General features: G+C 48.6%; 19 protein-coding genes and 2 pseudogenes. 11 read left to right on the top strand and 10 right to left on the bottom strand.

What is annotated here, in order from left to right; genetic code table 11:
- Positions 1–7: 7 nt before the first annotated feature.
- Positions 8–1,528, bottom strand: coding sequence for a hypothetical protein (locus BLS60_RS15825; protein ID WP_092369853.1), 1,521 nt, complete (start codon positions 1,526–1,528; stop codon positions 8–10).
- A 289-nt stretch (positions 1,529–1,817) separates the two neighbouring features.
- Complete coding sequence (locus BLS60_RS15820; RefSeq protein ID WP_092369850.1) at positions 1,818–3,272, bottom strand: caspase family protein; 1,455 nt, start codon at positions 3,270–3,272, stop codon at positions 1,818–1,820.
- Between the two features lie 374 nt (positions 3,273–3,646).
- On the opposite strand from BLS60_RS15820, the gene tnpA reads away from it, so the two are divergent.
- The 3 genes and pseudogenes from tnpA (at position 3,647) to tnpC (ending at position 5,870) form a co-directional block, all read left to right on the top strand.
- The gene (tnpA, locus tag BLS60_RS15815) at positions 3,647–3,964 is read left to right on the top strand and encodes an IS66-like element accessory protein TnpA (RefSeq protein WP_092369847.1); all 318 of its coding nucleotides are present in this window, start codon (positions 3,647–3,649) and stop codon (positions 3,962–3,964) included.
- On the top strand, positions 3,961–4,296 hold the full coding sequence (gene tnpB, locus BLS60_RS21660) for an IS66 family insertion sequence element accessory protein TnpB (protein ID WP_057403590.1): 336 nt from the start codon (positions 3,961–3,963) through the stop codon (positions 4,294–4,296). The genes tnpA and tnpB overlap by 4 nt, the downstream gene beginning before the upstream one ends.
- A 49-nt stretch (positions 4,297–4,345) precedes the next feature.
- Positions 4,346–5,870, top strand: a pseudogene (gene tnpC, locus BLS60_RS15805) (IS66 family transposase).
- A 5-nt stretch (positions 5,871–5,875) separates the two neighbouring features.
- Here the strand turns inward: tnpC and BLS60_RS15800 are convergent.
- Both BLS60_RS15800 and BLS60_RS21370 read right to left on the bottom strand, forming a co-directional pair.
- On the bottom strand, positions 5,876–6,397 hold the full coding sequence (locus BLS60_RS15800) for a GNAT family N-acetyltransferase (protein ID WP_003380656.1): 522 nt from the start codon (positions 6,395–6,397) through the stop codon (positions 5,876–5,878).
- Between the two features lie 308 nt (positions 6,398–6,705).
- A pseudogene (locus BLS60_RS21370) lies at positions 6,706–6,816 on the bottom strand (ABC transporter ATP-binding protein); the annotation flags it as partial.
- Between the two features lie 168 nt (positions 6,817–6,984).
- On the opposite strand from BLS60_RS21370, the gene BLS60_RS15790 reads away from it, so the two are divergent.
- From BLS60_RS15790 to BLS60_RS15775, 4 genes are all read left to right on the top strand, one after another.
- Positions 6,985–10,698, top strand: a complete 3,714-nt coding sequence (locus BLS60_RS15790; RefSeq protein WP_143024613.1) for a YobI family P-loop NTPase — start codon at positions 6,985–6,987, stop codon at positions 10,696–10,698.
- A gap of 291 nt (positions 10,699–10,989) precedes the next feature.
- Positions 10,990–12,744 carry a trypsin-like peptidase domain-containing protein gene (locus tag BLS60_RS15785; RefSeq protein ID WP_092369835.1) on the top strand — a complete coding sequence of 585 codons (1,755 nt, stop codon included), beginning with the start codon at positions 10,990–10,992 and terminating at the stop codon, positions 12,742–12,744.
- A 26-nt stretch (positions 12,745–12,770) separates the two neighbouring features.
- Positions 12,771–13,085 carry a 4-fold beta flower protein gene (locus BLS60_RS21885; protein WP_092369832.1) on the top strand — a complete coding sequence of 105 codons (315 nt, stop codon included), beginning with the start codon at positions 12,771–12,773 and terminating at the stop codon, positions 13,083–13,085.
- A 60-nt stretch (positions 13,086–13,145) separates the two neighbouring features.
- Positions 13,146–13,553 carry a hypothetical protein gene (locus tag BLS60_RS15775; protein WP_092369829.1) on the top strand — a complete coding sequence of 136 codons (408 nt, stop codon included), beginning with the start codon at positions 13,146–13,148 and terminating at the stop codon, positions 13,551–13,553.
- Positions 13,554–13,610: 57 nt separating this feature from the next.
- On the opposite strand, the gene BLS60_RS15770 is transcribed toward BLS60_RS15775, so the two are convergent.
- The 6 genes from BLS60_RS15770 to BLS60_RS15740 form a co-directional block, all read right to left on the bottom strand.
- On the bottom strand, positions 13,611–13,925 hold the full coding sequence (locus BLS60_RS15770; RefSeq protein ID WP_092369826.1) for a DUF7693 family protein: 315 nt from the start codon (positions 13,923–13,925) through the stop codon (positions 13,611–13,613).
- A gap of 5 nt (positions 13,926–13,930) precedes the next feature.
- Positions 13,931–14,233, bottom strand: a complete 303-nt coding sequence (locus BLS60_RS15765; RefSeq protein WP_092369823.1) for a helix-turn-helix domain-containing protein — start codon at positions 14,231–14,233, stop codon at positions 13,931–13,933.
- Between the two features lie 538 nt (positions 14,234–14,771).
- Entirely contained in the window at positions 14,772–14,951 is a 180-nt protein-coding gene (locus BLS60_RS15755; protein ID WP_092369817.1) for a hypothetical protein, read from the bottom strand.
- Between the two features lie 28 nt (positions 14,952–14,979).
- Positions 14,980–16,077, bottom strand: coding sequence for a DUF4236 domain-containing protein (locus BLS60_RS15750; RefSeq protein WP_092369814.1), 1,098 nt, complete (start codon positions 16,075–16,077; stop codon positions 14,980–14,982).
- A gap of 244 nt (positions 16,078–16,321) precedes the next feature.
- Positions 16,322–17,011 (bottom strand): hypothetical protein, encoded by a 690-nt coding sequence (locus tag BLS60_RS15745; protein ID WP_092369992.1) that lies wholly within the window; start codon positions 17,009–17,011, stop codon positions 16,322–16,324.
- Between the two features lie 94 nt (positions 17,012–17,105).
- A complete protein-coding gene (locus BLS60_RS15740; protein WP_092369811.1) occupies positions 17,106–17,807 on the bottom strand; it encodes a hypothetical protein in 702 nt (233 codons plus the stop codon).
- A gap of 441 nt (positions 17,808–18,248) precedes the next feature.
- Between BLS60_RS15740 and BLS60_RS15735 the strand changes: the two genes are divergently transcribed.
- The 4 genes from BLS60_RS15735 to BLS60_RS15730 are packed head-to-tail and all read left to right on the top strand — an operon-like array spanning position 18,249 to position 24,664.
- Entirely contained in the window at positions 18,249–20,510 is a 2,262-nt protein-coding gene (locus BLS60_RS15735) for a hypothetical protein (protein ID WP_143024612.1), read from the top strand.
- On the top strand, positions 20,507–22,780 hold the full coding sequence (locus BLS60_RS21365) for a site-specific integrase (protein ID WP_143024611.1): 2,274 nt from the start codon (positions 20,507–20,509) through the stop codon (positions 22,778–22,780). The genes BLS60_RS15735 and BLS60_RS21365 overlap by 4 nt, the downstream gene beginning before the upstream one ends.
- On the top strand, positions 22,780–23,283 hold the full coding sequence (locus tag BLS60_RS21360; RefSeq protein ID WP_143024610.1) for a hypothetical protein: 504 nt from the start codon (positions 22,780–22,782) through the stop codon (positions 23,281–23,283). Before BLS60_RS21365 ends, BLS60_RS21360 begins: the two co-directional genes overlap by 1 nt.
- A 4-nt stretch (positions 23,284–23,287) precedes the next feature.
- Positions 23,288–24,664 (top strand): tyrosine-type recombinase/integrase, encoded by a 1,377-nt coding sequence (locus BLS60_RS15730; RefSeq protein WP_092369805.1) that lies wholly within the window; start codon positions 23,288–23,290, stop codon positions 24,662–24,664.
- The last annotated feature ends 4 nt before the right edge of the window (positions 24,665–24,668 follow it).

Genomic DNA, 24,668 nt, shown 5'->3' with positions numbered 1-24,668 from the left:
ATCAGAGCTAAACGCTCAAGGGGTGGTTCCGAAAGTGTTGTCGGTAAGTTTTCATGAGAGGCTTATTCGCGCCGCCTTCCACCATTGAAAGCAAGTCGAGGCCCTCTCTGTAGCTGAGCTGAAACTTGTCTGTTGTTGCCTGCCTTGCGGCGATCAGATCCTTCGAGGCCTGGGTGAGAGACGCATTTGTCCAAAGCTCATATGACTGAGCGCAATCTTTGTAGGCGCTGTGCTCTTTGACGAAGTCGCGCATCGTCGGAAGTCTTTTGTTGAGCCACTTTTCCACTTCGGCCTCGTCTACGGTGCCATTGGGTTTGTGGCCCTTGCATTCGATGAAGACCAGGTTTTTTCTGTCGACCTCTACAAGCACATCAATCTCAGCCCGAGCCCCAGTACGATTGCTACCTATCTCCCTGTTAAGCCACACGTCCAAAGGACGGTAATGCTCCCGAGCAATCTCCGCTCCCACGTATTCGAATAGGCACCCCCTGAGGGTCGAGGCGGCGCCCTCGATCTTCACCAGAGTTTCAAATAGCTTGTCGAGCTTCTCTGGATCCCTGGCGGACTCGGCAGTCGATGTCAGCGTCTGGGCTAATCTCGCTAACGCTTGGGCGACCTCCGTTCCCAGCAGCGTTTCAATGGTCGCAGCCATTGCGCCAATGCTTTTGAGCCGCTTGATCGCATCACTTGTGTAAGAGTCAGCTACGAACATCTGTAGCACTGGCGAGAGCTTCGGAAAGGCGCGGACATTCTGGCACTTCCTCACGAAGGGCTCGATGGCGTCCCCAGATGCCTTATCACCGAGGTAGATATCGCAGACGAACGAACCTGGTCTGACCTTTCCAGGTTCGGATGATCGTCCCTGCACTGGGAATAGATAACAAGGAGCAACTAAGTCCCACAGATTTGGGCCGACGTTGGGGCTGTCACCGGCATCGTCCCGAGTGGTCACTTGGTTGTAGGCTCCGACTCCCAACCTCTTGGCCCAATCCCTCACCGCGCTAAGCGCAAGAGTCTCGGTGACCAAGCGCGCTTTAAGCCGCGGCGCATCGATCTCATCGTCACGCAGAGTTCCTAAAGCAATGCATTCGCCGACGCCAGGGACGTCTACCAGGCGAGCAAGATTCGATACGACGAGATTCTCAACAAGGCGCTCAGCCGAGACTTTTCCCTTCTGCATCTTGGGGGAGCCGCTGGCTATCTTGAAGTGCTCTCTGGGGAGAATGCCGCCTCGTTCGGTCAGTACCGCTAGGCCGAAGTAGCAGTGGTGGTTTGCTGTCTTAAGGGCGCTGAGGAGATTGTTAGAGAACATCTTCATCCCGTACTGCATGTCGAGATAAAGAAATCGAGCTCTGTGCGGGAAGACTATGCCCTTGAGCCGCCTGACTGGCGCTCCTGAGCGACTGATTGCCTGCCTTGCTGCTTCAGCGGACATGCCATAGCGATTGATCAACTGACTAGCCAAGTCGGTGCTGAGCTGGGGGCCTCGCTGAGCGAGGATTGTCGCAACCTTTTCAGCTGTGCTCATCGCTACATCCTCATGCCTGCCAAGAGAAATGTCACACTGCGCTATTTATAATCATGATTTACATGCTGTGAAGAGCATTTTTCGCGTTGTTCGGGAGAGGCCGCTCTGGGGCGGTGCTTTCAGATGGGGCAGAAAGTGAGTCAGAGCGATTTTGTCACAATAGCGTCTCTAGACCCACTCGGTTATGCGAGAGAAGACCTTTTCGCTGACACCTTTGGCGATGGAATGTAAGGTAGGCCAGGACATGGGGTCGCTCGAACAGGGGGCTAACTACCACGCAGGATTATCTCTATTTGCGCACTGTCCAGTAGCGAGGGGAATACAGTGTGCTGGGCTTTTTTGCGCCGGAGTAGGTGAACGACAGCAAATGAAGAGGAATCATTAACTCGGTTGAGATTCGAGCTTCAAAATGATCAATGGAGCGTTTTTTAAAACGCTGAGGTTCCTCAATTTCATCCTCGTCCTCTTCATCCTCAGGGCGGAGGACGTTGCCTGAAGCGATGCAAATACGTGCGACGTGAGGGTGCTTCGAATCATCGCGAAACTCCAGTACCACATCAACCGCTACCTCGACATTTTTGCCTGGAAGCGCATGAAATCTTTGTGCGTGTGGAAGAAGGCATTCCGCGATGAACTCGAAGCTTGGCGTGTTGGACTCAAATTGCTGCAAGCTAAATAGGCTACTGAAGCAGCCGTCCTTGAAGTCCCGGCGCAGCTTTCCACTGCCATCAAAAAACACTTCGAAGAGCATGCCATCGAGCAGAGCTTTCTTCTTATCTTCTGGCACCCCGCTCGTTTTGCCAGCGAAGTCCCCGATGAAACGGCCTGCAGTGTGCTCACTACCGCAAGCGGCCTGATAAATGTTCCGACCTACGATGAATAGGTTGTTTTTGTTACATTGCGTGATGAATTCCGGTTTTAGTTTGGCCATCGCGCGTGCTTGTACAGGCCAGTTCGTTACTTTGAGACCGCGAATGACGTCATGCGAAGGTTTTGAGGCATCGTATTCAAGCAGAGCGTCCTTAAGGGCAGTCGTACTGTACACGTCTATACGCGAACCAACGCTGCGATTGAAATAAAATTCAGACGCCAGCGACGTGTGCTCCCAGGAGATCTGCTTTCCATCGGTTGCTATGCTGAGAGTGTTGCGTACCCTTTTGAACATGGCCTCAATGGTGCAGTCCGGTGTCCCGATGTGCTGGAGGAGGGCGCTGGTGTATTCGCCATTTCGTTTGCCCTTCCCGTCAGCGGCTGTTTGGCCAGGTGAGGTTGCGAAGGCGATCAGCGTGCCTCGCGGCACGTATACCGGAGCCAGGCCGGCAGTCCCGGTCGACCTGTGCCATCGCTTCTCCCAAGGGTTGATACGGCAAGCGTCAAGAACTACCAGGTTGGTAGACGTACCGGACTTTTCCATGGAGTCGATAACCTTATCGAGTGACATGGACGAGTATTCGACATCAAGCTCATCATTGGCGCAGGTATCAGTTGCCAACAAGTAGTTTTTACCGTCGATCTGCAACCCATGCCCCGCAAAAAAAAATAGGCCCAGATCAGCATTGTAGAGCTCCTCGCGAAAATCTCGAAGAGCCCGTCCCATATCCGCGTTCGTGGCGTCTTTACGTTCTAGCACGAGAAAGCCGAACTGGCGCAATACCGAGGCTACGTCTTGTGCATCGTTGCAGGGGTTGTCGAGGGGTTTCTCAGGATACGATGCGTTACCGATGACCAGCGCGACCCGCTTCATAGACTAATGTACTTCCGCTAGTACCTACCAAGGCGACGTAGTATTAGAGACATATTACGAGGGCGAATCAATCGCTTGCTTGCAAGAACAAAGATTATGAAGGCGAGCCTCCAAGCCTGACCGAAGGAGCGCCATAGGGTGATCGGGTCTCATCCGCCCGAGTCGAAATCCCGCTCATCAACTGCTTGCCAATGCCCTGCATCAAGATCCCTCCATTCACCCGTACATAAGCCTCGTTAGCGCTCTTCAGCGCTTAGTTGGCATTTTGTTCAGGCGTAAGCGGCCAGCAAACACACCTTCAAAAATCCAGAATTAAGGGCAATGGTGTCCGTCTATTTTAAGCGGACGCGATCACCCTTATCGCTAGGATTTCCATGCGCCAACGAAGCTCTTACCCCAAACCCTTTAAAGCCCAGGTCGTTCAGGAATGTCTGCAACCCGGCGCCTCAGTTTCCAGCGTCGCCATCAGCCACGGCATCAATGCCAACGTAATTCGCAAGTGGTTGCCGATTTACCGCGATAAACCCGTCGCGCCACTTCCCGCGTTTGTGCCGCTGCAACCGATGCCTAAACGGCACGCTGATGAAGCGGTAATTATCGCATTGCCGCTGGGCGAAAAATCTATCACGGTCAAATGGCCCATCTCCGACCCGGACGGCTGCGCACGCTTCATTCGCAGCCTCTCGCAATGATACGCATCGACGCCATCTGGCTCTCGACCGCGCCCATGGACATGCGCGCTGGCACCGAGACTGCGCTGGCCCGCGTGGTGGCGGTGTTCGGTGCGGCAAAGCCGCACAGCGCTTATCTGTTTGCCAACCGCCGCGCCAACCGGATGAAGGTGCTGGTGCATGATGGCGTGGGCATCTGGCTTGCCGCACGCCGGTTGAACCAAGGCAAGTTTCACTGGCCTGGCACTCATCGCGGCCTGGAAGTCGAACTCGACGCTGAACAACTGCACGCGCTGGTGCTCGGTTTGCCATGGCAGCGTGTAGGTGTGAACGGCGTGATTACGGTAGTTTAGTCCTGCCTTTGAGCTGTGTCGGATGAGTTGCTTTGGTAAAATCCACGGCATGACTTCCTTGCCCAATCTCGACCAAATGACACCCGACCAACTGCGCGCACTCGCTGCGCAGTTGCTGTCGAAGGTCGACACCATGGGTCGAAAGATCCATCGTGACGAGACGATCATCGAACAGCTCTCTCACGAAATTGCCATCCTCAAACGCCACAAGTTCGCCAAACGCAGCGAGCAGATCAGCCCAGCTCAAGGCAGTTTGCTGGATGACCTGCTCAACACCGACCTTGAGGCCATCGAGGCAGAACTGGACGCGCTTCGTCCTGCCCCGACGCCAGACGAAACCCGCCAAAAGCCCAAGCGCGCCGCTGCCGCCGCAGTTCCCACGCACCGTCATTCGTCACGAGCCAGAGAACACCCAGTGCGCTTGCGGCTGCCAGCTTCAGCGCATCGGCGAAGACGTCAGCGAAAAGCTGGATTACACACCGGGCGTGTTCACCGTTGAGCAGCATGTACGTGGCAAGTGGGCCTGCCGCCAGTGCGAAACGCTGATCCAGGCGCCGGTGCCCGCCCAAGTCATCGACAAGGGCATCCCTACTGCCGGTCTGCTGGCCCATGTGATGGTGGCCAAGTTCTCCGACCATTTACCGCTGTACCGGCAGGAAAAGATCTTTGGCCGTGCAGGCCTGGCGATCCCGCGCTCAACACTGGCTCAGTGGGTGGGCCAAACTGGCGTGCAACTCCAGCCACTGGTGGATGCACTGCGGGAAGTCGTACTCGCCCAGCGAGTCGTGCATGCCGATGAAACGCCGGTGCAGATGCTGGCCCCCGGCGAGAAGAAAACGCACCGAGCGTATGTCTGGGCTTATTGCACCACGCCGTTCTCGGTACTGAAGGCGGTGGTCTACGACTTCAGCCCCAGCCGTGCTGGCGAACATGCACGTAACTTCCTTGGCACGTGGAACGGCAAGCTGGTCTGCGATGACTTCGCGGGCTACAAGGCCAGCTTCGAGCTGGGCATCACCGAAATCGGCTGCATGGCCCACGCTCGCCGCAAGTTCTTTGACCTGCATGTGGCAAACAAAAGCCAGTTGGCCGAACAGGCACTGCACTCAATCGGCGGCCTGTACGAGATCGAGCGGCAAGCCAAAGAAATGAACGATGAAGACCGCCGGCGATTACGTCAGGAAATAGCGGTTCCCGTCGCAGCAAAGTTGCATGAATGGATGCTGGCTCAACGCGAGCTTGTGCCAGAAGGCTCGGCGATGGCCAAGGCCTTGGACTACAGCCTGAAACGCTGGGTAGCGCTGACGCGCTACCTGGGTGATGGTGCCGTGCCCATCGACAACAACCCTGTCGAGAACACGATCAGGCCTTGGGCGCTTGGGCGCTCCAATTGGTTGTTCGCCGGGTCTCTGCGCAGCGGCAAACGAGCGGCCGCGATCATGAGTTTGATCCAGTCGGCACGCATGAATGGGCATGATCCGTATGCTTATCTCAAAGATGTGTTGACGCGGTTGCCGACGCAGAAAGCCAGTGAGATTGAGCATCTGCTGCCGCATCAATGGATGCCGGACTGACTTACTCAGCCTGAGTTTGGCAGCCTGCTTGTCGCCCGCGTGACGTCCATTAGCTCTTCACTGGCCAACTGTTTCCGCATCGGTGTACAAGCCAGCTCAAGACCGGAGGGCGAGGTATAGATAGCTTGATTATCTCCGTGATAGCCACACCGACGGTAGAACGCGGTTGCGTTAGGGGTAGCATCTAAATGGATGTCGACGATTCCGGCTTTAAAGGCCAGTCGCTCAAGGTATAGGAGCATTGCCTTGCCAATCCCCTGCCCCATGAATGCAGGCAAAACGAAAATAGCGCCTATCTCTCCAGACTGGAAATCAATCAGACCTGTTGCGACCGGTGTCTCGCCCAACCAGGCAACGTGGTACTCCTTTTCCACCCAAGCCCGATATCGGTCTGTGAGCGGCACATCAGTCCACGCCATTACTTGCTCAGCGGTATAGACGGTAATGCATTGATGCCGGATCGCCTGGAGGCGTATATCAAACGCGGCCTCGGCGTCAGTACGTTTGGCTGGGCGAATCAACAGCATCTTCACTCTCCTTGTCATCAATGATTTGGAAGGGGAATGAAAAAGCCCCTTCCATTTCTGGCGGGGCTTCTGGTCAATGCTTCTGCTCTAAGCGCGCATCGCCCTATGGCCCGCCAAAGGCAGTCATCAAGGGGCGCATCATGCTAACGAGATTTGTAGGGTGCATTGATTGATAATCTGGAAATTTGAGCACTGTGTCAATAACCGAAAATGCAAACTGGCGAGTCGCTCTTTCGTGAAATCTGATCGTATTTAGACCATTTGCTTTGTCCAGACGACTTCACCAGACGCTTACGTTCAGGCTGGGACAATGTCACACCGTCGCGGCTCTTCTGCTCGATGATGTGAAATACCTGCTGGATGATGATGGGCGCAAGGCCAAGCGATGGCTCATCGAGCAAAAGGCGCTCGGGAGAGGTGTTCTGGCCCGCCCATCGAGCCTGCACCGAGAAAAAACTGCAGTTCGTCCCGGATAGATTGTTATGCAATGCAACTTAAGAAAGAAGGCATAATGCCACTTAGCCAATCGCTAATCAGCGGCTCATGCCCTGGCATGAGCTATGCGGATGATCTCAAGGACGAAAAAATTGAAATATCTTGAGCCAGTGTTACGTAAGATCTTTGGCACCAAAGCATTCAAGCGCGTCTGTTGGTATTTAAAGTATGAGCAACCGACTGATGAAAGATTTTTTGATCTTGCACCCGTCGATAGTGCGGATCCCGATGGCCTATATGGAAAGGCATTAGATTTCGCGATGCAGAATGCTGCTATCAGAAACATCGCTCTTACAGGCCCCTATGGCTCAGGCAAGACAAGTGTAATAAAGACCTATGAGAAAAATAAGCACTATCGGTTCTTGAATGTCTCGCTCGCTACATTCAGTGATCCTAACGTAGTCAATGCGCCAGGGGTTGAGCCTCCAGCAGACGAAGTTACTGTGAAAATTGAACGCAGTATTTTGCAGCAAATGTTATATGGCACGGATAGCAGTACCTTGCCATATTCGAGATTCAAAAGGATCTCCAAGCCGCAATGGCTGAGCATAAATGCAATCTGCTTCACAGGCTGGATCGTTGCCTGCGGGCTACTCTACCACGAGAAAGATAAGCTTCTGGCTACGCCGTCATTGGGTGCTTTAGAGCCGTTATGGATATTCATTTCTTTGTACGTAGTCGCATACTTCGCGCAGCTGATATCCCGTGCCCATAAAGCCTCTCACTCCTTGTCGGTCAAGAGGCTCTCACTTCAAAATGGTGAGGTTGAACTTGATAAAACTCCTGAAAGTTCGATCCTCAATAAGCACCTTGATGAAATCATATATTTCTTCGAGGAAAATAATTATGACGCCGTCATCTTCGAGGATCTTGACCGGTTTGGCAGTCCTGAGATTTTCATCAAGCTTCGAGAAATTAATAAGATTATTAATGATCGCCCGAAGCGCCGCAGTTTCTTGCATAGGCTCAAGATTGCTCAGCCTTTAAAGTTTTTGTATGCAATCAAAGATGACGTTTTTCTCAATAAGGATAGGGCGAAGTTTTTTGATTTTATAACACCAATTATTCCAATTATAAACAATTCAAATTCGCGTGAAATGTTTGCGGAGTGTATCTCGCCGAAGGGGGCTGAGATTGGAATTGGCTCTAGATTCCTTAGCGAGGTATCGCTGTATCTTGATGATTTTCGGTTGATTAAAAATATAAGCAATGAATTTTTGGTTTATCGGGGCAAAGTGGGTGGAGATCCGAACCTAGAAAAATTGCTTTCTATGATCGTTTATAAGAATACGTATCCAAAAGATTTTGAAGAGCTTCATCATGGCAAAGGTGCTCTTTACCGTATCGTAGATCAGCGGGTGTCGGTTATTGCGGCTGCGTCGTCTCAAATCGATGAGGATATCGAGCGGCTTAAGAAGTTGGTTGCAAGTTCAGAGGGTGAGGTTTGTGTCGCTTGCGAAGATATGGTTCGGATATTTTGGGGGCATTTGTGCGGAAATTACCAAGACAATTGGATTGTAGGTATATATTCTGGCGATAGTGTAATGCCTTATGAAGAGCTTCTAAATTGGCAAAATTTTAGGAAGATTTTTGGCGAGAAAAGTATCCGAGTTCAGGCGAAGGTATACACTCCGCGCTATTACCAATATCAGCTGCAGGATGTTAATATCGACAGCTCGTTTCGGGAACTTGAGCAAGCAGTATCACCGGGGCTCAAGTTTGAAGATAGATATGAAAGGGTAAATGCTAAAAATATACAGCAGCGGCATAAGTTGAACTCTGAAATTGAAGCGCTTAAGTGGAGGAAGTCAGAGCTTGCGAGAAAACCGCTTAGAGAGCTTATTGGCGGGGCAGACGTAGAAATCGACGTTGTAGCACTTGAGCATGGGATCAACGATTCAAGGTTGCTAGGTTACCTGATTAAAAATGGGTATCTAGATGAAACATATCATCTGTATATATCGATTTTTCACGAAGGTCGGATGTCTCGCAATGACTGGAATTATATCCAAGCAATTCGTGACTTCCGATCACTTGATCCCAACACTCAGATCGACACACCTGCTGAAGTGATCGCGGAAATGCGTGAAGAGGACTTTGGGGCTGTGTATGTGCTGAATGTCATGCTAATGGATCATCTGCTAGTCACACCTCATACTAATGCCTCCAAGATTCAGAGCGCCTTAGGCTACTTGTCAAAACGCTTTGCAGAGTCTGAAGATTTCTTTTCGGCGTATTGGATGTCAGGGCGCGCAGTCGACAAGTTAACGTTAGCGCTAGCCGAGAGTTGGCCTCAGTATGCCACTATCGCCTTAGACAGCGATCAAGCTAATAAACATGTTGCAAGGATATTGTCCTTCGTTCCTCCGGTCTATCTCGCCCAGCATATGAACACGGCTTCGAAATTGTCTAGTTATTTATCGAAAAATGCTCAGGCAATCTTTTCGGAGAATATCAACTTTGATAGCGGCTATTCTGCATTGGCACTTATGTCTGTGAAGATTGCTGACATCAAAACAATCGAAGGCCTCCCAAAACTATTTTCCTACGTTTACGAGAACAGTTTGTACTTGCTCAATAGTGAGAGCGTGAGCCTTGTCTTGGAAAAATTTCCAGGTGGCAATAGTAACCAAGATGGCAGAATTGTAGACTGCCGGATCGCGAACTATACCGCGATCAAGACTCAGGGTGGTTCGCCACTGATAAAATACGTGTTTGATAATATTGATTGGTACTTGGAAGACGTGGCTCTTGCTCTAGAGAGCAACGTTTCCGAGTCGGAGGAGTCGATCGTTGAGGTTATGAATCACCCTGATGTGGACAGTGAATTAGCGATTCGATTTGCATTGAAGCAGGATCATGTCTTTTGTGATTTTGAAAATATCCCTAGAAGCATGTGGGGTGAGATGTTTTTCAATGGTGGCATTATCGTCAATTGGGAGAACATCCTAAATTATTTTTCTCATGAGGACTGCGAAAAGGATCGGTTGATTAAAAGCCTTGATAATGAAGTTCTGGCTACTAATCTCTCGCAATCCAAGATCCAGATTCCCAAGGATGATGCAAGTATTGTTCAAGCATTTTGTTTGGCGCTAACTTCAAATACGACAATCAGTATGGCTAATTTCGCAAGGATATGTGCGAGTATTCCTTATCACTATAAGTCATTTCCATCAGGCCTACCGACTGACCGGCGGATGATCCTTGCCGGTCTCCGAATTGTCCGACTCAATGAGGAGTCTTTTCCAAGCACATCCGAATCAGTCGAGTTGAGAGCGGCGCTGATAAGAAATAGCTTTGATTTGTACTTAGGGAAAACTGATATTTACCCAGTTGGGGTTGATGTCAAAATTCTGCTCCTCTCTACTGTTAATGAGGGTCAGAAAAGCGAAATAGTTAAGTCGATCTCTCTTGAAGAAATTCAGTCCAATGCAAAAGCTCTACGCGAGGTCTCAAGGTTTTTCTCACGTCTAGCTATATCAACGGGAGGGTATAGCAAGGAAGCAGTTGCTTACTGCCTGGCTAATGCTGCAGGGGATGGCGTAGGGACAGGGATACTTATGAATTTTGTCGGAAACTTAACGGATCAGCAGGTTGCTGACGCGTTAAAAGCAGCCCCTGAACCGTACTGTAATTTCGTCAAACCTAATGTACGACAGAAGATCGAGCGCACTGAGAGACATCTAGCCTTTGTTAAGGCGCTTGACCAAAGAGACATCATTTCGTCTGTATCTGATGATGGCGTGACTCTCCGGGTTAACACCTATAAAAAGGGGTTCATGAAATTCCTTTTGGGAGACAATTGACCGTCGTGGTCTTCAACTTTGGCCGATATGTGCCATGGTTAATGGGGATAGAACTCAGCCATACCTCAAGCGTTATGGCTGTTGTCGAGGCTCACCGACTTATCAAATGGTTGACCCCTATGTTCGGTCGTGGTATTAAATTAGCAGCCGGGGGCAGGGCCCAATTTAACTTTCTGCTGACTATATGCGGCGGCTAATGTAAGGGGGGCTTTGCCCGTTACGTTCTCACAGTGGGTTACGAATTGGCAATGTGGGTAAAAGAGAAAATTGCCCTGACTCCCGGTTACCATTATGACTCTTGATTTTTTATCTAAAGATCTTGCTTTTTCTAAATTTCAAAGTCTTTCGAGTTTTTGTAAGCTGCTTCAAGTCGATCAGGATAAGCTTCTAAAGTTTCTTTATAAGAAAAGTTCAAGCCACTACGTGAGCTTTACTATATCGAAGAAAGATGGCTCACTTAGATCTATAAAAGCTCCGAAGAAGGTTACGAAGATGCTTCAGCATAGATTGCTCTCGCATCTGGAAGAATTTTATACGCCCAAGTCTTCGAGTCATGGATTCATTAAGGGGCGTAGCATAAAGACAAATGGCCAAATGCATGTCGGAAAGAATTACGTTTTTAATATAGACCTCAAGAACTTCTTTGAGAGTATTCACTTCGGTCGTGTTAGAAACCTCTTCATGGCTGCTCCTTTTAATGCTGCGTATAATGTCGCGACAGTAATGGCTCAAATCTGCTGTTGTGAAAATAAACTAGCTCAAGGCGCCCCCACATCGCCGTTAATATCTAACATGATATGCCGTAGGCTAGATGCGCAACTGCAAACGTTGGCTAAAGCCCAAAAATGCCACATGACGCGTTATGCTGATGACATATCTTTTTCTTTTACAAGCAGGTTGCGCCATCTTCCAAAAGAAATAGTAGAGATTTCTGAGGATGGGAGAGTAATCCCCGGGCAAGCACTTGAAACACTCATAAAAACGAATGGGTTCGCGATCAATTCTGATAAAACTCGTCTCCAGCATCGCTCTCAGCGCCAGATGGTGACCGGGCTGGTTGTTAACAAACTACCGAATGTTCCTCGGGAGTTTGTGCGTCTTACGAGCTCAATGATTAATGCGATGAAGCGCTACGGGCCGGCGCAGGCTGAGGCTAGGTATCTGGAAATTCTGGCACAAACAAAGCAAATCGTTCCGGAACGGCAGTTGGCTAGGGTCAAGTCTAATGCAGGTGATTTCTTCATCAAGGTTGTTAAAGGCCGGCTGAACTATATACAAATGATCCGGGGGCGCAGTGATAACGTTTATAGAAAACTAGCCTATGATTTTACAGTTGCCTTGGGTAAAGAGAATATAGAGTTCAAGAAAACACCAGAAGAAATTCTTGGCAATTCGATTTTTGTTGTGACCAATATCCTTGATGACAGCCAAGGCACAGCCTTTCTGTTGGAGGGCGTTGGGCTTGTTACAAATCAGCACGTTGTAAGTGGTGCCACGCATGCACTCGCTTCACACGTCATTAGCTTCAAGCGTGCGGGTGATGAAAGAAGCTACACAGCAGAGCTGATATTCTCAGATCTGAAATCAGATCTTGCAGTTTTCTATCCAGGGCCAGAATTTAAAAATATCCCACATCTACAAAAAGCCGATAAGCACATCATTCGTGCAATGGATCCTGTTTTATCTATTGGCTTTCCAAAGTACAGAGACGGCTCCGCGCACTACATTACAAAAGGCAGTACTACTCAACTACGGCGGCAAGTGGATATAGATCTTTGGTTGGTAGATATGCCGCTAATTGAAGGTAATAGTGGTGGCCCGATCTTTAATGATTCAATGGAAGTGATTGGTATCGCTTCGCGGGGCTCGGTTAATAACTTGCAAGCAGCACTGTATGGATTTATTCCAATTGATTCACTGACTCGTTTTATATCCAGGCCAGCTTTTGGGTTGGCGCGCAGGGTACATGATCTTCTTGCAGGTGATAAATTTAAACCGCTATCGAAGACTGGTCATACTCGGTTGCTTTTGAAGTGTGCACCTTGAGTCCTGATACCCATTAAGGAGGCGTGATGACCCCGATCTATCGTTGGAGTGGTGAGTACTTTGGATTCCTGAACAGTGCGGGGCGTTTCTTTAGTGCTGACTCAAAGTACCTGGGGTGGGTGGCGGATGACGGTAGGGTATGGCGTGCCAATGGAAGCTTTCTAGGAGAGCTCGTTAGCGAGAACTACGTACTTCGGCGAACCTCTATGGTGACCCCCGTATCAAAGGTAGCCCGTATGACACCCGTTACGCCCGTCACACCCGTGCGCCGGGTAAATCGTGTGGGGAAAATCAAAAGGTCGGGGTGGATTGATGCCTTGGCCGAGTTTAAGGACACTTGACTATTCATCCTGGCAGCGTCGACGAATAGCCCTCGGCGAGCTAGGAGTACTTGAGAGGTTATGATGCGCCCATTACAAGAGATATTAATTGAGGCCCTTGAGCACTGGGATGGTGAAAGTGCGAGCATGCCCGCCATTAAGGCGATTCAAGAATTAGCGTTCGATGGGCGATTTCTAGAAGTCACTGCACTGCTGCGCTGTTTCGTTGAGCGCTTTGGTCGTTCGAATCTCACGTTTACCGTGGGCCGCGTCCCGGGCATCTTGTTGAATAAATATGTCTACAGGTATGCCGATGCTTCGCACGACGTCGTTGACGAGTACTGGGGCGAAAGGGAGGCCGGTCAGGCGATCATCGATGCCGCACTGGAAGAGGGTCAGCTCGATACAGTAATGGGCAAGATAATTCGTGAAATCAACGAAAAAGCGCTAAGCAGATCAACAACGTCGGGACTTGGCTCACCACCATAGCCGGCTTTTGAATTGGGGAGAGCCAGGCTGCAACGTCGTTCGTTGCTAGCATCGTACTCAAGCTGTTGCGAGGAGCTTTTCGAGCTGGTCGTGCTCCCAGTTACTCATCAGCTCGACGGGGTCTTTACCCTGGGGGAGAAGCGCCTCGAAGTCAAAGGCCCGACCGTCTGGGTCATTACAGCTGTTGCAGTAGCTCAAGAAGCCACAATCGTTGTAGAAGGTGATCGTCCAGCCATCAACTTCAATGCCCATCAGGCCGCAATAGACCTCGTCCCACGTCAGCTGGCTTCGACGCCGCATGATGCGTGTTCCCTGCGCGATGTCGCGAAGGATCTCGTAGACCTCGTAGGGTGTTAACGGCTCCAGGGACATCGTAGTTACTCAATCTCGTGGTAGTCGGGCGAGAGGCGCGGATCTGGGCATGCACCGCGCACGTTGTCACCGAACATCACCTTGTGTCCTGGAATGAACATCATGCCCTTTGCCTCGCAAGCATACGCAATCGCCTGCAGGCTAATAGGCTTGAGCTTTCTGAATCCGCTTTCGTACTGCTCGATCGCGAGGGGCGACACGCCAGACTGCTCAGCGAGCTGGTAGATACTCCAGTTCAGCCGGGCACGCGCCTGGATGCAGTGCTCTCGGCTCATGTGAAAAAGAGGGATATCGACGAAAGGGTTCATGTTTGGCTCCAAACTGGGGGTGGGCCTAAATACTGTTTGGATGTACAGCTATCGTCAAGCGTTTGCGGCTGGGTGGTGGTGGTGGGAGCTTGCTCCAGTTGGCTGGCAAGTGAAAAAATTCAGCTAACTACTGATCTTGCTTTGCTCCCCTGGTTGGGGGCTTTCAATGCCTTTTTCGAGACTGATGATGACCGATTCATTTAGCGAAGAGCAGATGCGCAGGGCTCTCTTCGGCGACTCTTCCGCAGCTGCTGTATCACCTGAAAAACCTAGTAGCTCAAGCCGCGCGAGACCTCCTCGTATGCGGATAACGATGCACGTATCCAGAGAGTTTGAAGGCAAACTAGAGGTGTTCGTTCATGACGCGAGTACGCTGAGTCGCCTGGTTGCGGAATTGGAGGCTAAGGCTGCCGCTAGGAAGAAAAAATATCGCTACTTTGAGGTGGTTTCGGCAGTTCAAATTTAGAAATTACGCATCGCATTGCATCACTGGCCTTGGAAGAGCGCTAAGTTCAGGCACAAGACGTTGCGCTTCCGGTCATGTCCCGTGGTATTCAGGCCTTTTCAAATTGGACTTTTCAAGTTCTTCGGCAAGAGCTGTCAGCGCATCGGCAAGACGTGCATCTTCCCGAGCATCGCCTGAGTCCGGTTGAAACGACTGGCAATGGCGGAGCAGGGCATCGCGGTCGTTCTGGTTAAGATCAAAGGCTACGAGCATATCGGCTTCCTCGGCTGACAGAACTGACTTAGCTCTGATTTTTCACCTTGGCGATACCAGCAATCGCCCTTGCCAGCCCTGCGGTACGCCCTACGCAGGACATCTGAATACGCTCCAGCAGGCCCGTATCGCTCGAAAACTGAACCTCTTCATAGCGCACCACCGGCAGCTGCCTGTTGTTCTTGAAGCGCCGATCTGGCCCACCTTTTTTGTTCACAAATTTCCAGGTTGTACTGACTACCTGAGAGTCCTTCGGTACAGCACCGTCTTCGATGAAGTTGGTGGTTGAGATGTCGACTCTCAGGTTTTTGTAGGACACAGCACCGACGCCATTGGCCTCAAACACCAGTACCTTATCAGGGAAGAAATAGAGGGTCTGGCGGCCTACGGGAATGCTGGGCGTGGCGATATTGGTTCTGACGTAGGGCGGAGTTTTGAAGGTAAGTGATACTGAACGTCGGGTGACGAGATGGCTCGCGCCGGCGTGATACTTTCGATCAAGCACCTTGCCTTGAGCCTGAAGGTGCCAGGTTGATTGACAGCCGCGCACTGCCTCAAACGCAGCGTGCATCTGCTCAACGTTCGCGGCAAACTCCGGCTCGATGTCGTAGAGCATGACGGTCGTTTTCCGCAACAAATCCCAGTAGTAGGTGGCGGTTGTGAGCAAACCGCCTGTGATGAGAACTGAATTGAGGAGCCAGGGCTCAAGCTGCTTGTTGCTACCCAGCAAAAATGCTCCCACGGTCAGAGCAAGGGCGAACGGCCACAGACGCAGGCGCTTGCGCTTGTCGTTAAGCTCCTCAATAAGCGCTTGCGATGAGGAGTCGACCATCAGTCCAATCTCACCACTGTCGATCTCCTGCAGCGCCTCATGAGTAGCCGACTGAGGCTCGAGCGCTGTGGAGGAGGGGCGCACCGGGCGCGAAGGCGCAATCGTTGGTGCTGGGCGCGTTGAGGAAAGCGTGTGACGGTAGTTGAGGCCGCCAAGCCCCATGTGGATGTAGTTACCCCTGGGGCCTGTCCCAACCCGAAGCCCTTTGATGCCAGCCGAAACACCGATCCCGGAGTTCGAGAGGTTGAACCTGAATGGCCCAACGCGAACAGATTTGCGAACGGATAACCCCATGCTCCCTCCTGGTGCGGTACTTGGCTTACTTCCTTGCGCCGATGTCGTCGCGCTATCTACCCCGCTGCTTATGTGGTTACCACTGCGAGGTGGCAAAATGATCTCACGCTTCTGGAGAGATGCAAAGTTTCAAGGAGGCGCCGTCCTGCTCACTTGGGAGGAGGCGAAACCTCAACCAGGAGTCGTTGAGCGCTAGGCGCTGCCCTAGCATATGCGCTTATACGACCGCAGCCCTGGACTTGCATCACCAGCCGGCGTAGTGAGTGACAAGCCGGCCCCACATGGAGAGCGCAGTTCTATCGGCCCGGAGCACCCGGAGCGCCTCTGCTGCCGATATCTTGGTCGGGCAGCCACCCTTGAGATAGAAATCATCCTTTCCAGGGGAGTACAGGTGTAGCAGTGTCAGCACCATCACGCGCTGTACGTTACTCATCTTTCGATACGCGCTGCGCATTGCCTTCAGCGCCTCGGGTATAGGTTCTGATCGGTCATGGTCGAAGCCGCAGGGCCGCATGGTGTAGTGACTGCCTTCGCTACCGTATGCCCTGCTTTGGGTAAAGCAGTCGCCTAGCTCGTACTGGTGAACGATTTCCCACGCAACAGCGCCGAACACTTCCCCTCGTGCCTCGGCTGACGGGAATATCGGAGCGGGTATGCCGCAGACGATCGCCAGGGCGGTGTACTCGATACCATCCAAGCAGGGCATCTTACCAACGAGATCGATCAGCGTGTAGTCAGGAAAGCGGCCTGCTGCGAAAGTAGGATTGATCGTGGCGTAGGCGACGAGCGCGACTGGTTGATGAGAGTGGTGGATATAGCCGTGACTTGTAGTGGCTATATCAGTGAATGCCCAGATCCCTGGATACTCTTCGCGTACCCCGAGTCTGTGTAGCAAGGCCATCGCTTTTTCTGAACAGTCGATTGTGTAAGTCATCTCTGTCATACCCATGGCTGGTGAACTTGAATATGCAAAGGCCAGAGCTCATCGAGAGTCAGGCCAGAAAGGCAACTGGTAGGCGACGTCGTAGCTAGGTATTCAGGTATGGACGACCGAGAGTTACCCCGCCTGAGCGAGCTTGCCGATCTGGCGACAGCTCGTCTGCAGCATGGGCACATTCAGTGTTACAGGCTTCAGGGCCGCATGGAGGGTCTCTATCAAACGTTAGGTCAAGGAAGGTAGTTGGCGGGATCCTGTCCTTCTTTATGCTCAGGGTATTGTGAATATCCCTTGTCCAATCATCAGCGACTATGAGCAGATCGGAGGAAAATTCCTTGATCCCTAGTTCGTGATGCTCCGAAATTTGATGGGCTATATCCTTCAGTAACAGGTCACCGCCGGGGAGCATGCAGTCAGCTGCTTCAGAAATTAGCTGTACTTCCCTGTATGGCCAGCCTGTCTCTTTGGCGATCAAATTCCATGCAGTCGCAACGGCTTCGAGTTTCGCATCAGTAGTTTCTTGATCGCAAACGACCGTCAGTGCTCCTTGGTAGTCACGTACGATTTTTACCGGCGATAGCACGCCTAGGATGATAGCCCTCTCAATCAGATAGACGAGATGCGTTACATCGTGAAGATCCCAAAGGACAGCAAACGTTTGTATGCAAATATCAGGAAGGCGGTTGAGGTTTATGTCGAGTGATTGTTGAGTGCTGAAGATAGTGAAGTCACCCTCGTTTTTCTCATTAGGGCGTTGCTCGTGCTCTGTGTAAATCAACCGAGAGTAAATCATTAGATCATATCCTTCATCGCATATATGACGGCGTATAGGGCTGTCATCGTAGTTGGATGGCTCGCCGATATTTAGAACCTGATTTCTTCTGTTGGTCTAAGCGTGACTGTTTTATGTGTCATGGTCACGCCCGCCTCCTCACTGAGTTCCGTCCTGAGCCGCAGTCCCAAATTGGGGTTGCGGCTCAATGGCGTCGCTAGCCCAAATTGGGACTGCTGTTTTCCTAAGCTGACAATTCGAGCTGAGATTGGCGTTTCTTCGGTATTTTTTAGAAAAAACATAGATTCTTATTTATTAAGTTTTCTGTTGGAAGTTATTGAGTTGAATATTTAATGCAGTAAGTATTGATTAATTATTTATTCGATTCTGTGTGGGTTTGTTATATTGATTATATGTGTTTTGTATGCTAGTTGTAATATATAAATTGGCTTTTGGTGTTATATGATACGTACACTTGGTATCGCCAGTTACAGTAGGCGGTTGATTACTGATCAAATTCTTGAGCGAGTGCGCTCTGATTGTAAGGATCAGCGGGAGTATACAAGCACAGTTCAGGCTCTAGGGCTATTGGATGCCTTTATGGTTATATGTGGACTGTCTTATGTTGACTTGAAGGATGGAAATGTCATTGGACGGTTTTGGGGGTTTCTTCTCCATGAGACCAATTGTTCAGAAGCATATGCGTGGCGCCATCTTTCATCTGTGAGAAAGCTTGCCTATATTATTGGTTTGAATGTCAGTGGTTTTAAATCTGTTTGCGGTTATAGGACGAGAGATAAGTGCATTGCTTTATATCTAAACGGCTTTAGAAATAAAATGATGGTTAGTTATTATGAGGGGTGGTGGATTTTTACGCACGATAAAAGTCAGAAGATTTTTATAGATTTGGTGCGTGTCCATGAGCAATATGGTGCAGGCTACACTGATTATTTGTTTGCTGCGATAAAGAAACATATTGATAAACATAGGCCGGAGACGCGCTTATCAAAACGGCGGGCAGTCAACGATTTCCTAAGAATCGTCACCAGTAATTTTTTAAATTTAGGCGAGTTACATTGTCTTCAGCAGCCAGACGTGTTGAATGATTTTTTGGAGCATGCACACAAGATTGAACTTAACTCAGTTAAAGAAAAAGAGCACTGTGAGGAGGCCTTTGATAGAGCATGGACAGCTATGATGTTGGTAGTAAATGAAATATTTATAGATGAAGGCGTATTCCCAATCCAGTCATACCGTCCTGCCTTTGAGAATTATAAGAATTTAGTCGATGGCGATATTCTTGAGGAGAAAAATCGAAAGGAAATTTTTGGTCTAATATCGAATATTCCAAATAGCATTCCAGACGAGGAAGCAGCAAACGAATTATATAGAAGAATTAATTCTGATTTGTCTGGCGTAGTTGAGGCGTGTGAGCGAGCTAGAGAACAGATCCTGCGAAACTTCAGACAGCGACAAGACGCAGCAAAGCGAGCATTGGATACCACTAAATATAGTCTGGCCTCAGATGATGAGAGAAAATATATGGATCTGTGCCGGTTGTGGGGAGAAAACCCTTATGCCACTACAGATGATTACGATTTTGAAAATCTATATAAAGTTCAGAAGTCATTTGCTTACGAGAAGCTGGGACTGCTTGACAGTTCAACCCTGCTACCATTTATATATTTAATTATCAGCGAGGTTCCAGCAGTAACAAAAAGCTGGTTTTTAGGTCACGTACTGACTGATAAGCATGGTCAGAATTTTGGATTTAGCGCTGAGGCGGGCACTGCGGAAGGGAAGAAGCCTAGGCGTGGGCCTGCAAATGAGCAGCAAATCATTTCGTTCACTGCTAAAGCAACACAATACATGAATGAAATTTATGAGTTGACTAGTGAGGCGAGAGCATACCTGACTTCAATTGGTGACCCTGCCAGTAAATACACGTTACTAACTACCCCGACGGGAGTTACTCGACCAACTAACCTCAAACGAATTTCTGGCATGGGGTCAGAGAAAAACAAGAAGAGCCTTTTAGCTAATGAAATTTCACAGCAGTTCAAAAAAAGAGGTGAGGAAGTACTAAAGCGCGTGACGCTGAAGGCTATGAGAAAAACGTCAGCTGTAATTGTTTATTTTGAAACAAGCAGCGTCCATGCAATGTCCGAAGCTCTGGGACATAAAAATTTTGATTCCAAATTACTTGATAAGTATTTGCCTGCATCAATTAGGAACTTCTATTTAGGGAAGTGGGTTCGTTTGTTCCAGTCTGGCATTATTTTTGAATCTCTTAAAAATTCTGACTACCTTCTTGATGCTATGGCAATTGATACTCTCGATGAGTTGAATGAGTTCATTAAAAATCATCGACTAAAACCACTTCCGCCTCAGATGAATTTAAAAAACTGGATGCCAGTTAATGAGCGCTTAGAAACTGACAGCTCACTAACTGGAATTATTCCTATTAGCCCGGATCTCTGTACGTTATTTCTCGCCATTGTTAGTGCTGTTCGCACTGGCTCGATAGAAGTCAATAATATCCCTGAAAAATTTTCCTCTTGGTTTCAAGCTGCGACCTATGTGTCGCACGCGGTGGAGCTTTATCACAGTGGGGAACTGGAAATTGTTTCGCAGGAAGTTGCTGATATTTTCTCCCGTGCGGAACTTAATACCAGGCTTGCGGCAAAGATCAGCGGAATGCTTGTTGAGGAGCTCGCAGCGTGAGTCTGATTAAAAAAATGGGGCAGGTGCTTCCCAATGATCAAGAGAAGAAATGGACTGAAGATGAGTTGTCAAAGCTTCGGTACCCAGAAAGAATAGCTATTCTTGATAAATTTAAAGCTGAAGGTGGATTCGGGGATCCGCAGATAGACTGCCCTGATTGGTTGGTTAATGGCTGTAATTTTGATTCTCCCGTATGGTTCTGCTCTTTGGGTGGTGGAGATAGGAAAATATCAATTAAAGTTGACTTCAATGTGAGGCTGGAGGACGGAAGCTCTCTGCTAGATTTTCAAAATTCTGAGTTGCTACGATCAATAAAGCTGTTCTTATGTTTGCAAATTCATACTCGATATAATGGTGGTTGTAGGAAGGTTGCAGACGTTGAGGTCGATACCTTTAAGTGGGCGTTAAAATTTATAGATAACCTTCTTTTGAATGTCGACGAATTTAAGATTGCAGAGGTAAACTTTGGCCTTTTGACTAGGGGGGCGGTTTTAGAGTATTTGGCAGGGAAGACTGGTTATCCATCTTCGACATGCCTATATGAGTATCCAAGTAGATTGGCAAATTTCCTGAGGAATGAAACGAAGTCTATTTCAGCTGAAGATATTGCTGATGCCAGATCACTTTGGCCGGAAATTGATGAGTTGCCTGCTGTTAGCGATCGCAGTCTTGATTTGGATGACGAGGAATTACTAAAGGCTAGGACTTATATTGTTAAGCGAGGGTGGTACTCAAAGCAGTACGGCGCCATTAAATACAACTCACGCCCTTTTTTGGAGTGTCTATATGAAAATACATTGATGGGTAAGGAACTTGTTCCCAAGACATTCAGTGAGCTTAATGAAAGTATTGTTCACAAGACAGAGTATCCAGCCGTCCCTGTTCGCAATCCACCAGCGATAGGGGTTTCGGAAAAAATTCTGTCAAGAAATATAAGGGTTTTGAAAAAGCTTGTACTTGTTCAGCATATGATTCCAACTGCTTCCGTTGATGCGGGAATGCTAGCCAGAATTAAATTAAAGGGCATTGTTCCTTTGATTGATAAGAAAGAGAAGGGTCGGTATCGTACACTTCCAGGAACGGTTGTATTTGACCTGATAAGGGACTCGTATGAGTATATTGTGAAGAATAAGCAGTCTGTAATGGTTAATGCTGTTCTTTGGTGCTTGAGTAATCATCGGTCAGAAATAAAGGCGTCGCAAGCTCACCGGGCTATGAGGTTTAAGTCATCGCTGGAGAATAGATTACATGCAAGAGCGGCTACTGGACAATGGTTAACAACCTACTCCATGCGGCCAGATAACTACTTCGATTTATTCAGGGCTAAACCTGTACTCTATGATGCTTACCGAGTATTGATGGGGAGTTATTTTTGCCTAATTGGAGCGCTAACGGCACGTAGGCAAGATGAGCTTCTTGGCCTTCAAGAGCAAAATTGTTTGTATCCTAATAAAGATCCTAATCTTCTGGAAAATAAGAAAATTAATTACCAGATGACGTTTAAGGCAGGAAAGACAGGTAATAGTAAAAGCCGGAAAGCAGTGCGAGTGCCTATTCCGATGATGGTGGCTCGTTTGCTTTGGGATTTGAAGGAGATTCATCGTGAACTAGTTAGGTTTGAGCTTGTTTCGAAAGCTGCTCCGCTTCTTTTGTATATTCAGCCTGATAACTTAGTTGTCAAGCCGATGGATGCCACGCTTTATAACAATTGCCTTAGCGCTGTATGCGATTATGCCGAGACACCGGTGATCAAACTGGAGGATGGTGTAGAGGCAAGATTTTATGTGCGACAACATCAGTTAAGGCGTTTTTTTGCTCTTGTGTTTTTTCATAGTTCAGGTTTCAAAGCCCTTGATAGCTTGAGAGCTTTTTTGGGGCACAGTGATCCTTTGCATCTGTATACGTACATATTAGAAGTTATACCTGGATCAATGCTGGATACCGTGAAGGCCGATAGCCTAACGGATGCAGTTTTCAGCGAAAGTGCTACGGTTGAAAATCTAAATGCAGTTAGAGGGATTCTCTGCCAAACACTGGGTGTTCAAGGAATTTTTGCTAAGTCACCTAGAGAGCTCTCTAAGATTGCAAAGCAATCCATGTCGACTGACTATTCAGCACTTGATATTTCTCAGTTTTCTTATGATGAAGTGCAGTCTAATATAGAGCTATTTTTGCGTTCTAAATTAATTGATTTGCAGCCTGAGCGAATCAGCTTTTCATGTGATAAAGGCTCTTTGAATGATATCCATCTGGTTGTTAAGGTGGCGTAATGAAAAAGAGCTCAGATGAAAAGCGCAAAGGTCTGGTATTAGGTCGTATTGCACTGTTGCATGCGATTATTGATGCACCGCATCAATACGTTTCTGATGAGCCAGTCAGAATTGCTCTGTCATCGCAGCTAGCTTTTTCCCGTTATGAGAACCCCAACATGGGTATATGCGGCTGCAGTTTGAATAGTTTGAAAACACAAGCAAGAAATGTCGGGGAGGGTTTTAATGGCATGGAAAAACTGCGGGTTGCTGCTCATAAAGCAATTCTTGCAGTTAAAAGGTCTAAGAAAGTTCCAGGCTCTAGGCGTAGCCTGCAGGAAATAAAACTAACTCTTGAGCAAAAAATTAGTTCTCAGGATAGAGACTTGCTGCATCTGACATTGGTAATTAAAGAACTCAGAGAGTTGTCACTAAACCTAACTAAGGATTTTGTCGTAGATAAGAAGCTTTATTACGATTCTGAAATTCGCAGGATTGATAGTATGTTGCGAGACTGGGGGTGAGGTTATGAGCAAAAGACAGATGCATCGACCTCTTTCTCAAGGAGCAGCGCTGCCTACAGGATTGACGCAAGCTGATTTAAGAGCGCGCGATGCAGAGGGTATGCCCTGCTTTTTTTGGACGTCCGGAAGATTTTGTTTTGAAGTGAACTTTTACCTCTTAGGTCTATGGTGTGATGGACGGGTATCCCTTAGTAATAAGGGGGGCAGTGCGCGTCAATATGCGATGCAAATAAGTTTTTTAATTCGTTTTCTAGAGCTTAATCGGATGACTGTTACTACGATAACTGACAAGTACTTTGGGTTGTTCGTTAAGGGGCTGTGCTCAGAGGTTTATCCTGATGGTGAGCGCGTACGAGTTGAAAATACGGTGAGGGACATCGCGTCACGTTGTTTGGATTTTCTTTCGGTTATAACAGAAGAATTTGGTTTTGAAGGGTACGTTTCAAAAAAAGGCATTGTTAAGGGGTATAAAATTGAGCCAGATCAACGTCGAGAAAGGCCTTCTCTATATAGGAAGATTTTTTGGTACCACGCAAGCTTTCCCTTAGCAAGCTCCGATAACCGCCGTAGTCCGATTGAGCCGTCAGCGATTGCCGATTTAAGACTTGCCGCAAAGTCCAGGTCTCCTAAAGTTGCTGCACGGTTAAAGTTACTTATATCTGTTTTAAATAATACTGGATGTCGTCGAGCAGAAGCTGCACGAATCAGGATCGAAGATGTCATGAAGGCTTATCGATCTGGAGTTACACACCCTCTAATGCGCATTCCTTCTGTCAAAGGAAATAAGGGTTACCGAGTGCTGCCTGTTCCCCATATTGTGATTGACTCCTGGGTTAACTATATTGAAAACGAAAGAGCTGAGATGATAGAGAGGGCTAAGGAGTTGAATGCAAACTTTGTTGATCACGGATTTTTATTTTTGAATTCTGTGTCGTGTGAACCACTTGCTATTGACACCGTTACTAATGATATTAGCGATCTTAGAAAGTTAGCCGGTATTTCTTCTCGTGCTCATCCTCATATGTTTAGGCATAGGTTTATTACGGAAAAGTTCAAAGATTTGATCGTGAAATATGATCTTGAAAACACTGACGTTATGAGGCGGGCAATTGCCAATGCGGATGTGATAAAAAGGGTACTTCAAGAGTGGACGGGGCATAAGCTTGTTGAAAGCCTTGATCATTATATTCACATTGCGTTTCGCGAGCTTGCCCGGATGGAAAAGGTAGTGGCCGCGACTTTGGCGCAGGCAGCTGCTTCAGACATGCTTAGGCAACTGGACGATTATGAATCAGAGTTCAGGCTCAATCTCCTAAGCGAGGAAGAGTTTGAGCGTCGAACTATGACAACGATACGTCAATATTATCGTTTTGACTCATAACACT

Origin of the sequence: Phytopseudomonas seleniipraecipitans (assembly GCF_900102335.1) — a bacterium.
GTDB lineage: Bacteria > Pseudomonadota > Gammaproteobacteria > Pseudomonadales > Pseudomonadaceae > Aquipseudomonas > Aquipseudomonas seleniipraecipitans.
This window is presented reverse-complemented; position numbering and strand designations above follow the sequence as displayed.